This is a genomic window from Paenibacillus eucommiae (genome assembly GCF_017874215.1).
Taxonomy (GTDB): Bacteria; Bacillota; Bacilli; order Paenibacillales; family NBRC-103111; genus Paenibacillus_AI; species Paenibacillus_AI eucommiae.
On sequence record NZ_JAGGLB010000040.1, the window covers coordinates 45,690 to 58,704 of the forward strand.

A 13,015-nucleotide genomic window follows, 5' to 3' on the forward strand; every position below is an offset into this window, starting at 1 on the left:
CTAGATGTTGGTTATTGGTTACAATTACCTAAATTTTATCAGGTTGCTATAAAGTTGGCAATATTTGTTTACATGCCAATATAACGGGCGTATAGATTCTTAGCTTTTATCACATCACTAGTTCCTTGAATAAGCACTCTGCCGTTGGGAAAAAGCACTAATGCTAGGTTCGGTTTGGCTTGAAACCTTAAGAGAAAACGATTTCTCTGAACTGGCCCCAGCGCTGCTAACCGGGCTTCCCATGCCTCCAGGGAGAAGTTTTGTTCTTGTAAAGGCAGGATTTGCACGGTATCACGGCCGCATAAGGTTTGGATGGTCTCACTTTCATGCTGCGCATGTAAATATTCGAATTGCTGGAGCGCGCATGCCGGACAATCTTCTTTGCGGGCTGAAGCAACCTTGATCGAGGAGCTTTGATTAAACCAGAGATCCCATTGCTGCATGTTTAAATTTAAATGATCGGTATCCCCGACCAGCAGTTTTAAAGCTTCAGTAGCTTGAAATGACGCTACGACATGGATAATGCCGCCTATAACTCCAGCCGTATCGCATGTATCCATGGTGCCAGCGGCAGGGGCCTGGGGAAACAGACAGCGGAGGCAGGGGGTCTGTCCTGGGACTATAGTTAGAGCTACTCCTCTTGATGCGACTGCGCCACCATATATCCAGGGAACACAAAGCTTGGTGCAGGTGTCATTTATTAAAAAGCGTACAGAAAAGTTATCGGTGCCATCCAGCACCAGATCGACACCGTCAAGCAGCTTTTCCGCATTTGTGCTGTTTAGGTCCGTTACATGGGCCTCGATAGTGATGAGTGAATTCACAGCACGAAGCCTCTCCGCGGCCGCTTCCGCTTTTGGAGCGTTGTTGTAAGCGTCCTGCTCATCATAAAGCATCTGCCGCTGCAAATTGCTCGTTTCTACAAAGTCACGATCAATCAAACGGACATATCCTACACCTGCGCGTACGATATGATTGGCAAGTACAGTTCCTAGAGCACCCATGCCTACGATAGCTACCTTGGCCGACCCAAGCTTACGCTGCCCACTTTCGCCGATAGGTGAGAATAATGTCTGTCTGGAGTATCGCTTATCTATTTGCTGCTCTTGCTGCTCATGCTTTTCTTGCTTTGTTTCCATAACCTATGAGCTCACTCCTTAATTTCCTTAATTTCCTTAATTTCATTGATTTAATGATTCAGTCGGATTCCAGGGGCCGCTTTGGCTTCCTTTCCATTCGGAGCCGTCTTCCCAAACTTCTTTTTTCCAAATCGGAACGATTTGTTTCAGTCTTTCAATGGCATAGCGGCTCGCCTCGTAGCAATCTGCCCGGTGGGGAGAAGAAATGGCGATGACAACGCTCGTCTCTCCAATACCGACTTGTCCAAGCCGATGAGCGATAGCACATAGCACTCCAGGCCATTTCTGTTCGGCTTCCCCGCCGATTTGTTCCATCATTTTCAATGCCATAGGAACATAAGCTTCATACTCCAGCAGCAGTGTTCGTTGTCCATATGTGAATTCCCGGGTAGTTCCCACGAATGCAAGTGTAGCTCCGTTATTTGGAATAATAACTTTGCTTGTTATGGTTTCGATCTGGATAGGCTCATAAGTAATCGTGTATCTAGGCATTAATGCAGTCGGGGGATCCTCTGTACAGCTATCTTTAGCGGAAGCACCTTGCCCTCCTGATACAGGTGGGATCAAGGCGATTTCATCGGATTCCGAAATGATCTCGGCCTCATTCGCATATGCTTGATTAACGGCAAAGAAACACGAGCTAAGCAGGCCGGAGGCAGCAGGGAATTGTTCAATAAGAGCTTTCTTCAGGTCGGAGACTGTTAAGGCTGTATCCTGATCGATATCCATAGTAAGTACCGAAGCACCCATAAGCTCAACAAGGCCTGCGAAGAGTTGAATTTGAATCTTCATAGCTACTATCCTTTCCAAGCATTAATGATGTTGATTTCACATCAGCATATCATATTTTAGGGAGGAAATGGTATAATGTTTGGATAGCATACAGGAAGGATTGTTAAGATGAATATACAAGGAAACATACAAGTGAACATACAAGTGACAGATTCGAAAATAGAAAATGAAGTGTTCAGCCTGGAACAATTCACGGCTTCAGCCCCTCTGCATATATCAGCATCGGAGAGGGTGCCAGGTGTTCAGGGTGATGCGATAGATGTGAAAGCCTGGTACAAGGCCTGGAAGTACAAGCATGGGGCAGAGAATGTCCCTGACCCTACTCATCTGAAGGTGGAGGGGACGGATCAGTTTCAAGCGATTGTGCCATGGGCTGAGCTCGACTTGGCCTTTCTGTTATATGCTCAGGACGGCCATGCCTTAGAAAAGGGATACCCTATTCGGTTATATGTGCCAGACGGGAGCAGTGAATGCTTGAATGTAAAAAGTGTCATCAAGTTGTGGTTTCTTCATGAAGCGTCGTTAGGTGCTAAAGCTGCTTACGGATTTAAAAATACGATGACTGTCGATGAGCTTAAGCTAAATAAATAAATACCAAATAAATAAATAGAGAGAGATTTATATCAGGGGTCCATGTTAATAAACACGGAGGTGGCACTGGTGCCGGATAAGCTGCAGAGACTGGTTGTTTTGCATACGAACGATTTACATAGTCATTTTGAACAAATGCCTAAGGTGGCGGCTTATTTTAACCAGGTTAGGGAGAGAGAAACCTTGGATTGTACGCTTACGCTAGATATAGGAGATCATATGGATCGCGGACGTCCTGAAACCGAAGGCACTGGGGGGATCGCCAATCTGGAAATTATGAATGCTACCGGCTATGAAGCTATGGTTTTCGGTAACAATGAAGGCCTGACATTTACGCCTGAATCTCTAGGTGAAACGGTCCGTGAGTATGCCAGTTTTCCCGTTATAGGTAGCAATTTGCTAGATAAAAAGACGGAGATTACTCCGGATTTCATGGTCCCTTATCATATTATCCACAAGTCCGGGCTGCGCATTGGTTTAATTGGAGTTACGGCTGCCTTTGCGGAATATTATCATTTATTAGGCTGGCAGGTTACGGATCCCCTGCAGGCTGTTGCACATTATACAGGTCTGCTGCGTCCTGATGTGGAGGTGCTGATCGTGTTGTCTCATCTGGGTTTAAGGATGGATGAGCAGATGGCCAATGAGATAGAGGGCATCGATCTCATTCTAGGTGCTCATACGCATCATTTGCTGGAAGAGCCGCTATTTCTCAGCGGCACCTATGTATGCGCGGCCGGCAAATTCGGCCAATATGCCGGCCATATCGAGCTCGCCTACGATCCGGCTGAAGGCCGGATCCGCGAGCTCGAGGGCCGCGTCGTAGACCTCGCGGCCCAAGACAACGACAGCAGCGTATCCGCGCTGCTGCAGCATTATCAGGCGTCCGCCAGCGCAGCGCTGGACGTGGAGGTCACGAGGCTGCGGCAGCCGCTCAGCATCGATTGGTACGGCGAATCCCCACTGGGCAACCTCGTTGCCGCGGGGCTTCGCCGTTGGACCAGCGCCGACATCGGCCTGGTCAACAGCGGGCAGCTCCTTCAGGGGCTGAAGGAGGGAAGGATCACGCGCGGGCAGCTGCTGGACATCTGCCCGGGCCCGATCAATCCCTGCCGATTCCTGCTGAGCGGCAGGGATCTGTTGCAGGCGCTCGAGGAGTCGCTGCTCGAGGAGTTCCGCACCAAGCGGATCCGCGGCTTGGGCTTTCGCGGGGAGGTGCTTGGCGCTATCAGTCTCGACGGCATGCACGTTGAGTTTGATCCAGCACGGGAACCGTATCATCAGATCGTCTCCGTTAGGGTAGGTGACAGCCCGCTTGAAACGAATCGTGATTATCTCGTTGGCACGATCGATATGTTTGCGTTTGGCTCCGGCTATCTTTCACTGAAGCTGGGTAAACAGGTCGAATATCTCCTGCCTGAATTTCTGCGTGACGTCCTTGCTGCGGAGCTTCAGAATGAGCAATCGATCCATACAAGTCTGACCTCCCGTCATTGGACGATGAGCAGTTAGACCTTTGAGGGCATTTTTTGCAGAAGTTGTCAGCGTGGTATGAATGGGAGTAGAATAATATAGGCTTGTATGAAATATTGTTTATAATATGCTATGAAATGTTGTAAGAAATAAGCTAAGGAGGCATTATGTACGATTATTGGGTTGCAATTATTATCGGCATTGTGGAAGGCTTAACGGAATTTTTACCGGTTTCCTCGACCGGACATATGATTCTTACGCAGAAGCTGCTGGGCATTTCTGAATCAGATGCGATGCTGAACACCTTCAAGATCGTCATTCAGCTGGGAGCGATCCTTGCCGTACTGATCATTTATTGGAAGCGGGTGTTGTCCTTATTTGGCCTTGTGAAGCTTCCGAAACGTGGAGGGGGAGGAGCTTCAGGGACGCAGGGCCCGCAAGGCACCTCTAAGCTTAGTCTCATTCACATTCTGATTGGAATTGTTCCGGTTATGCTGCTGGCGTTTCTGCTCGATGATTTTATTGAACAGCATCTTTTTGCCCCGTCCACTGTAATTATCGGTCTTGTTATTGGCGGTATTCTGATGATAGCAGCGGAAAAGCAGAAGGATAAGCCGACTGCGGAGGATGTGGATCACATCACCTATCGTCAGGCGCTATACATAGGCTTATGGCAAATTCTTTCGCTCTGGCCCGGATTCTCGCGTTCTGGTGCGACTATAGCGGGGGGCATGCTGTCCGGCGTGAATCGTGGCGCTTCGGCTGATTTTACCTTTATCATGGCTATTCCGATCATGTTTGCAGCTACCGGGTACTCCTTGCTTAAGAGCTATAAATCCTTTTCTTCTGACGATATTACATTTTTTATCATCGGTTTTGTCATTTCTTTTATTGTCGCTTTGCTTGCCGTCGTTTCTTTCATCAAATTTGTACAAAAAATGAAGCTGACTTATTTTGCATACTATCGTTTTGCTTTGGCTGCGGCGTTTGCCCTGTATCTCTGGCTATCCTAGCTAGCTAGCTAGCTATCTAGCTATCCTAGGACCATGTGCTTGACTTAACGATGTTTTTGATCGTTAAGGGAGTGTTGCTGGGTCAATCCGTCACGTTAATGATGATTTTCATCGTTAAATGAGGGCGGATGGTCTCAGCGGGTGGTTAAAAGGGATTTTAATGATGTTTTTCATTGTTAAAGTAAGGTTGTGGAGCCGACCTGGTGCTTTTAGCGATGAAAAACATCCTTAAAGTGAATGGCTATTGATTATTATTTTTCATTATTTTTTCACTATTTCTTTCATTATTTATTCGAGTCATACGGTTGCTTACAGGGACTTCAGTCGAATCGTGTCGAAAGATACGGTTTTTCTATTGCTCTTTTTTGGTAAATCCGCTACATTTAAACTTATAGCATCACCCGAAAATTGCAGCTTCCGCCGGGGGTTAAATAATGCGCTTATTGCCGATCAGCATGTGTCGTCCAGGAATGAAACTGGGCAAAAGCATTTATAATGAAGAGGGAACCGTTTTGCTGGCTGTAAATGTTGAACTAACACAGCGGCTGCTGGGTCGACTTAATGAGTTTGGGATTGATTATTTACACATCTTAGACTCAAGAACTGAGGACATCGTAGTAGAGGAAATTGTTTCAGAATCAACGAGGGTTAGGGGCGTAACGGAAATTCGCAGCACCTTCCGCAAGCTTATGGAGGACTCTAATAGAAGGGGGGCTATTCATTATTATGACCTTGGCCGCAAATTCCGCGAGCTGATGTCAACGATTATTGACGATATAAGCGGTCATTCTGATGCTATGGTCATGCTTACCAATATCAATGTTTCAGATAGTTATTTGTTTCAGCATTCTCTGAATGTATGCATTTATTCAACGATGCTAGGCCTTAGCTTTGGCTACAGCCGGGAAGAGCTGATGACGCTAGGACTTGGAGCATTGCTGCATGATATAGGCAAGACGAAGATTCCATATGACATCTTGAGCAAGCCCAAGCAGCTTACACCGCAGGAATTTGAGGAGATGAAGAATCACGCGACCTACGGCTTCCAGATTCTGAAGGACGAGCCTAACATTCCGCTGATTGCGGCTCACTGCGCCTTTCAGCATCATGAGCGAATTAACGGAAGCGGCTATCCCCGGGGAATTGAGGGGACCGAGATTCATGATTTTGCCCGGTGGATCGGTCTTGTCGATTCTTATGACGCCATGACGACAACGAGGGTTTACCGGAATCCGATGCTTCCTCATCAAGCTATGGAGCAGCTCTTTACAGGTTCGGGCACGCTGTACGATCAACATAAAATAGCCATGTTTCGCGATAAAATTGCCATTTATCCACTGGGTATGCCAGTCACGTTGAATACAGGCGAACGCGGTATTATTTCGCATTTGAACATGTCTGTGCCGCATCGTCCTGTTGTTCGAATTTTGCAAGATGAAGCGGGACAAGAGCTGAAGAGTCCTTATGAAGTGGATTTGTCCTCAAGGCTTTCTGTGCTCATAACGGCAGTAGGCGAGAAGACGATTCATGGGGGAATTTAGAAAAAGAGCATAGTGAGCCCATATTGAGTTACAATAGATGCAGGCAGTGATGAACCTAGTGAGCTAGGTTCTTTTTGCAAGAATGGGGGAAACAACATTGAAGGAGACGTCAAAAAGAGGACGTTTTTGGTCGTTAGGACGTTCGATGTACCGCTACCGCAAGCTTGTAGTCATCCTTTGGGTACTGGCTTTCATCGGCTTTGCGCTGCTGGCGCAAAAAACGCCTGGAATGCTCAAGGATAATGGCTTCACCCCCAAAGGCAGCGATTCGGAGAAAGGACTTGCCCTGCTGCAGCAGGAGCTTGATCTGCCAGCCGCTCTTTTGAATCTGGTCTATGTCGGACAAGGGATGGATCTCACTGTAGATAGCTCCAAGCAAGCGATTATGGATTCTCTGAGCGAATTGAAGCAACTGCCATACGTACAAAGCCTGGTATTCTCCGATACGCCCCGCAATGAAGGCTTTAATCATGTCCAGACTGTAATCGTTGGATTGAATCTGGAAACCGATGTTACCCTGGAGAAATTTCCTGAAATCAAAAAGACAGTGAAGCAGCCAAATGGGATGGATGTGTATGTCAGCGGTGGGCCAGCTATTCTTTATGATATGCAGCAGGCCAGCAAGAGCGATATCGTTAAAGCAGAGGTTATCGGGCTGCCCATTGCCTTAATCGTACTTCTTATTGTTTTTGGTACGTTGGTCGGGGCCTTTTTGCCGATGGTTGTTGGGCTTATGAGTGTTACAACTACACTGGGCATTACTTATTTAATTGCGCAGCAGGTTTCCTTATCGAATTTTCTTCCTAATATGGTTACAATGCTCGGTCTTGCCGTTGGTATCGATTATGCGCTGTTCCTGGTCAGTCGTTTTCGTGAGGAGCTTAGAAAGCAGCCTAGTGTCGAAGCAGCGGTTGCGATGACATGTCAGACGGCAGGAAAGTCGATCTTTTTTTCTGGGGCGGCTGTATTGATTGGTCTGTTGGGTATGTTTTTCGTGGAGCTTAATTTCTTTCGTTCTTTAGGGCTTGGGGGGATTATCGTCGTTACGATGTCTGTCCTTGTCGCAAATACGCTGCTGCTTTCCCTGCTCGGAATGTTGGGAGAGAAGATTAATTCACTCCATGTCATTCCGAAGTCCTTGAGAAATCAGGGGCCTTCACGCTTTTGGGAGCTGATCGCATATGGTGTCATGAAGCGTCCTTTGCTGCTTGTCATTGTTGTGGGCTGCGGGCTGCTGTATATGATGTCGCCGCTTACGGGCATGAAGCTGGGTGTTCCTAACGCTGAAGTACTGCCACCGAGCTATGAATCCAGATATGGTTCAGATTTGATGAAAGAGGTTTATGATCCTAAAGAGCTTAACCCTGTTCAAATACGCATTCATGCTGAGCAGGAGGTCTGGGAAGAAGAGACAATCCGGCAGGTTCGTAAATATGCGGAGCTTGTAGCGGCAGCTGATGGTGTTGAAGAGGTGAGGAGCTATGTGGGCGCCTTAGGAGCATTAACGGATTCGCAGATGGCCGCTGCCTTGCAGCAGTCATCCGCAAGAGAGCAGCTTGAGAATCTCAAGCTGGCGAAGAGCAACACGGCGATACTGATCGTAGTTCCTGGGCAGGATCCCGATAATGCTGAAACCGACGAGCTAGTGCGCAGTCTTCGTAAGCTGGATTCAGGAGGCTTGGATGTACTTGTGACCGGAGGTCCCGCTTATCGCCTGGATATTATTGACCGTATTCAGGACCGCATCCCGGAGGTGCTTGCCTTTGTAATTGGCATCACGTATCTTATTTTGCTGTTCGCTTTCCGGTCTGTTTTGATTCCACTGAAGGCTGTGTTAATGAATGTTTTGAGTCTTGGGGCGAGTATGGGGATCGTTGTGCTTATTTTCCAGCATGGCTTTCTCGCAGATGTTTTGCAAATTACTTCTACGGGTTACGTCAGTGCCACGCTGCCGATCATTATTTTCTGTGTGGTATTCGGCATCTCCATGGATTACGAGGTCTTCCTGATTTCGCGTATTGCTGAGGAACACGAGTTGACGGGGGATAATGAACGAAGCACGGCAGAAGGTTTGAAAAAAACAGGGAGCTTGATCACCAGTGCAGCTTTTATTCTGATCGTGGTTGTAGGTTCATTTATTTTTACGGACATTGAGATTATGAAGGCTCTTGGGCTGGGACTGGGGCTCGCCGTTCTGATTGATGCGACAATTATTCGCGTGATGCTTGTACCGGCTCTTATGAAGCTTCTGGGAGAAGCGAATTGGTGGGCACCGAAATGGCTGCGTGGAGATTCTTCGAAAAGTTCATCAGAAGGATAAATGAAGGAAACGAGCGTCTGACAGGAATTCTTGTAGGGCTCGTTTTCTTTTTTATCAGGCATCAGGTACAATATAAAACATAGGATTTAGTGCTATAAGTAAAAATAAACGTCAGGTGTGAATGTCTTCATGAATATAAACTCAATTCAATCTTTGCTTCCCGGGCTTCCCGAACTTTCCCCCCACAATGATCCGTGGGATCCGATTGGCTCTTTAAGGAAATATGGCAAGCATGTGGTTACCAGTGTGGAATTAACGGTTACCAATCTTTGTAATATGCGGTGCGAGCATTGTGCCGTAGGCGATTCGTTAACCATGAAGGAAGGTCCGAGATTACCGCTGCCGCTTTTGCTAAAGCGTCTGGATGAGGTCGAGCATCTGGAGACGATCAGTATTACCGGAGGAGAGCCCTCCTATCACGAGAAAACGATGAAGGAATACATTCTCCCGATCTTGCAATATGCACGTGATCGCGGCATTCGCTCGCAGATGAATTCTAATGTAACCTTGGATTTAGCCCGCTACGAGCTAATTGCCCCTTTCCTGGATGTTATGCATATTTCATTTAATTATTTACATGCAGATGATTTTCATCAGGTCGGTTTCGTAAATTCGAACCGCCCTGTAAGTCGTGATATTGCTGCCCGTATGTACGAACGGATGGTGGAAAACACAGTTGCGCTTAGCCGCGGCGGACTTTTCGTATCCGCAGAGTCGATGATCAACATGCGTACTCACGAAAAGCTGGCCGATATTCATAAGCTGATAGATGAGATGGGCTGCAAAAGACATGAAGTGCATCCTATGTATCCAAGCTCCTTTGCGGCTCATCTGCCGCTGCTGTCGCTAGACCAAATCCGCATCGCTATTGAGCGATTATTGGATAGCCGCAATCCGCAGCTGTGGATGCTGTTCGGAACGCTGCCCTTCTATGCATGTAACGAAGGGGAAGCTGAGCAAAAGCTGCTGAGCAGGCTTCGCAGCGAGCCGAATGTGACTGTCCGCAATGATCCCGATGGGCGCAACCGGCTTAATGTCAGCTTGTTCACCGGTGATGTGTATGTAACTGATTTTGCCAATGAGCCTCCGCTCGGCAATGTGAAGGCGGATGGATTTGATGATATTTTTGCCCGCTGGGCGAACCACCCGCTCAATCTTCGTGTCAACTGCTTTTGTAGTGAGGCCAATTGCTGCGGACCTAATCTTCTTGTTGCTGATTCTTACTATCCACAGGTGGATTTTACGAAACGTCAAGCTATTCGATAAGCTGCTAAAAGCTGAAGGAGAAATCATTCACTTATGCATACAACATTTGAATGGGACCAGATTATTATAAATACGCTTTTGGTGTTGTTTCTTGTTCTTCTCAACGGTTTTTTCGTTGCCGCCGAATTCTCGCTGGTGAAGGTCCGGCAATCGCGGATCCAGCAGCTTGTAAATGAAGGCAGCGGCAAAGCGAAATTCGCCTTGACGGTGACCAAAAAACTGGACACCTATTTATCTGCGACACAGCTGGGGATTACATTAGCCTCGCTGGGTTTGGGATGGGTGGGAGAGCCGGCAATCTCAACGCTGATCGTTGAACCTATATTTCATTCTCTGCATATAGAATCAACGGTGTTTACGCATTCTCTGGCGTTTATCATCTCTTTTGCGGTCATTACTTTCTTGCATATCGTACTAGGGGAGCTGGCTCCCAAATCGTTCGCTATCCAGAAGCCGGAGGTGGCCTCTTTATGGCTATCTGCACCGCTGCTTTTTTTCTACCGTTTGTTCAAGCCGATTATATGGGTGTTGAATGCAGCCGCAAACACGTTTCTGCGATGGATAGGCGTTGAGCCTGCAAGTGAACACGAAGCCGCCCACACCGAAGAAGAGCTTCGTATTCTTATGGATGAAAGTGTCCGAGGCGGACATATCAACAAGGATGAGATGCAGCTTTTTGATAACATATTTGAATTTTCTGACCGTATCGCCCGTGAAGTGATGCTGCCGCGAACGGATATGGATTGCCTGTTCCTCGATCTGTCCTTTGCAGAGAATTTGCAGATGGTATACGAAACGAAGCATACCCGCTACCCGGTTGGCGTAGAAGATAAAGATCAAATTATTGGTTTCGTTCATATTGCTGACCTGCTCACAGCGGATCCTGACGAAGAACAGAACCTTCAGACGTTCATCAGACCCATTCTCAATGTTCCGGAATCGATGGAAATTAGTCTCGTCCTCAAGCAGATGCAGAAGAAGCATTCGCAGCTGGCCATCGTCGTTGATGAATACGGAGGCACAGCGGGAATGGTTACTCTGGGAGAAATACTGGAGGAGATCGTTGGTGAGCTTCACGATGAATTCGATCAGAATGAAAGGTCCAGCATTGAAAAGAAAGAGGATTACTACTCTGTAGATGGGCGAATGCTTATAGAGGAACTTAACGACATGCTCGGGTTAGGCATTGAAGATGATGATGTCGATTCGATTGGCGGCTGGCTGTTTAAGAAGCTGGAGGGACCTCCCCTAAAAGGCAAAAAAGTAACCTACGAAGACCATCTGTTCGAGATCACAGAAATCGACAGGCTGCGTGTTCTGCGTGTTCATATTAAGAAGATAGCCAGGGAGCAAACCGGAGAATAACTAAAATAAACCGGCATAAAGAAAATCACCATAAAGCAATCTGCAATAAAGCAACCAGCAAAAAGAAAACTTCAAGGAGGTCTATTGAACCTTTCTGCACTCATATAATGAATTAATATGCTTGATGCTTGATTCATTTTTGTGAGAAGGAGGACCTGCCTTGTATAAGCAAGTAAGAGTGTACTTCCCATATGTCAGTCCCTGTGATCCTTGCCCACCTATACGGGAAAAAGCTTACCTGGTACCGCCACAGCTATTTATGAGCTTCCAGCCGCCTGGACTTCCTCAATTTAGCCCGTATGAAGCGTTGAAGCGCGGCACCTTATGGCCTGCTCTGTTTAGTCCTTATGAGTCCCGAATGCTCGAAGGGAGACCTAGCCATGAATAGCCCGAGCAGACCCGTGCCTGAGCATTACCACAAGGCTCTTCATGATCTACAGGCGGTTGATTTTGTTCTTGTGGAGCTTACTCTTTACCTGGATACTCACCCTGATGATCTCGCTTCCATCCAGCAGTACAACCAATTCGCTCAAAAAAGAATGCAGCTTGCCCAGCAATTCGAGCTTGAGTTTGGTCCGTTAATGCCCTTCGGACAGAGCTTTACCAAACATCCTTGGCAATGGGTTCAAACCCCGTGGCCTTGGCAGGTTTAGGGAGGGAAACGTACATGTGGGTTTATGAAAAGAAGCTCCAGTATCCAGTCAGGGTAAGTAAATGTGATCCACGTATGGCAAAGCTGCTTCTAGAGCAATACGGTGGGGCTGACGGTGAGCTGGCTGCAGCACTTCGCTACTTAAATCAACGGTATACGATCCCCGATAAAGTGATAGGGCTGTTAACGGATATTGGAACCGAAGAATTTGCACATTTGGAAATGATTGCCACTATGGTTTACAAGCTGACTAAGGATGCCACTGTAGAGCAATTAAAAGCTGCAGGACTCGATGATCATTACGCGGCTCATGACAAGGCACTGTACTACGAGAATGCGGCGGGGGTACCATGGACGGCTGCCTACATTCAAGCCAAGGGAGATCCAATTGCCGATCTTTACGAGGATATAGCTGCTGAGGAAAAAGCGCGTGCGACCTATCAATGGTTAATTGATTTAACGGATGATGTCGATCTGCAGGATGGCCTCAAGTTTCTGCGGGAGCGGGAAATCATCCATTCCCTTCGTTTCCGCGAAGCGGTAGAGATCCTGAAGATGGATCGGGATACGCAAAAGGTTTTTTAGCGGCATAAGTAAAAGAGGGTGCCCCTAAGTAGATTAATCTACTTGAGGGGCACCCTCTTTTTCACTCTTACTTCACTCTATGTTTACAGTTATGATCGGTACGTTATACTCGAAATGTCATTCAGGTTGCCACAAACCTAACTAAATCCACAATCACTATACAGCAGCAAGCCAGTATCCACTATAGTAACTACTATCTTAACCTATCTTAACCACAACAATCGCAAACACGAATCACAACCACAGCTGCAACATTTTTTGCCAAATCCATTTCGTAG

At 47.1% G+C, this 13,015-nt stretch carries 12 protein-coding genes; 10 read left to right on the forward strand and 2 right to left on the reverse strand.

Translation table 11 applies throughout. The features are described 5' to 3' along the window. Positions 1-68 precede the first annotated feature (68 nt). Both J2Z66_RS36225 and J2Z66_RS43635 read right to left on the reverse strand, forming a co-directional pair. Positions 69-1,139, reverse strand: coding sequence for a ThiF family adenylyltransferase (locus J2Z66_RS36225; RefSeq protein ID WP_209977827.1), 1,071 nt, complete (start codon positions 1,137-1,139; stop codon positions 69-71). Between the two features lie 42 nt (positions 1,140-1,181). Next, the gene (locus J2Z66_RS43635; RefSeq protein ID WP_209977829.1) at positions 1,182-1,931 is read right to left on the reverse strand and encodes a molybdenum cofactor biosynthesis protein; all 750 of its coding nucleotides are present in this window, start codon (positions 1,929-1,931) and stop codon (positions 1,182-1,184) included. Positions 1,932-2,039: 108 nt separating this feature from the next. Here J2Z66_RS43635 and J2Z66_RS36235 point away from each other — a divergent pair, with 108 nt between their 5' ends. From J2Z66_RS36235 to J2Z66_RS36280, 10 genes are all read left to right on the forward strand, one after another. After that, positions 2,040-2,522 carry a molybdopterin-binding protein gene (locus J2Z66_RS36235; protein WP_245376111.1) on the forward strand — a complete coding sequence of 161 codons (483 nt, stop codon included), beginning with the start codon at positions 2,040-2,042 and terminating at the stop codon, positions 2,520-2,522. Positions 2,523-2,564: 42 nt separating this feature from the next. Further along, a complete protein-coding gene (locus J2Z66_RS36240; RefSeq protein WP_209977831.1) occupies positions 2,565-4,034 on the forward strand; it encodes a bifunctional metallophosphatase/5'-nucleotidase in 1,470 nt (489 codons plus the stop codon). A gap of 128 nt (positions 4,035-4,162) precedes the next feature. Continuing rightward, positions 4,163-5,008 carry an undecaprenyl-diphosphate phosphatase gene (locus J2Z66_RS36245; protein WP_209977833.1) on the forward strand — a complete coding sequence of 282 codons (846 nt, stop codon included), beginning with the start codon at positions 4,163-4,165 and terminating at the stop codon, positions 5,006-5,008. Between the two features lie 434 nt (positions 5,009-5,442). Then, positions 5,443-6,549 carry an HD-GYP domain-containing protein gene (locus J2Z66_RS36250; protein WP_209977836.1) on the forward strand — a complete coding sequence of 369 codons (1,107 nt, stop codon included), beginning with the start codon at positions 5,443-5,445 and terminating at the stop codon, positions 6,547-6,549. Between the two features lie 97 nt (positions 6,550-6,646). Further along, the gene (locus J2Z66_RS36255; protein ID WP_245376112.1) at positions 6,647-8,869 is read left to right on the forward strand and encodes an MMPL family transporter; all 2,223 of its coding nucleotides are present in this window, start codon (positions 6,647-6,649) and stop codon (positions 8,867-8,869) included. Positions 8,870-8,998: 129 nt separating this feature from the next. Then, positions 8,999-10,135, forward strand: coding sequence for a radical SAM/CxCxxxxC motif protein YfkAB (yfkAB, locus tag J2Z66_RS36260; protein ID WP_209977840.1), 1,137 nt, complete (start codon positions 8,999-9,001; stop codon positions 10,133-10,135). 33 nt (positions 10,136-10,168) lie between these two features. Beyond that, a complete protein-coding gene (locus tag J2Z66_RS36265; RefSeq protein WP_209977842.1) occupies positions 10,169-11,500 on the forward strand; it encodes a hemolysin family protein in 1,332 nt (443 codons plus the stop codon). 160 nt (positions 11,501-11,660) lie between these two features. After that, complete coding sequence (locus J2Z66_RS36270; protein WP_209977844.1) at positions 11,661-11,888, forward strand: spore coat associated protein CotJA; 228 nt, start codon at positions 11,661-11,663, stop codon at positions 11,886-11,888. Beyond that, entirely contained in the window at positions 11,881-12,153 is a 273-nt protein-coding gene (locus J2Z66_RS36275) for a spore coat protein CotJB (protein ID WP_209977846.1), read from the forward strand. The genes J2Z66_RS36270 and J2Z66_RS36275 overlap by 8 nt, the downstream gene beginning before the upstream one ends. Before the next feature lie 14 nt (positions 12,154-12,167). Beyond that, complete coding sequence (locus J2Z66_RS36280) at positions 12,168-12,737, forward strand: manganese catalase family protein (RefSeq protein ID WP_209977848.1); 570 nt, start codon at positions 12,168-12,170, stop codon at positions 12,735-12,737. The last annotated feature ends 278 nt before the right edge of the window (positions 12,738-13,015 follow it).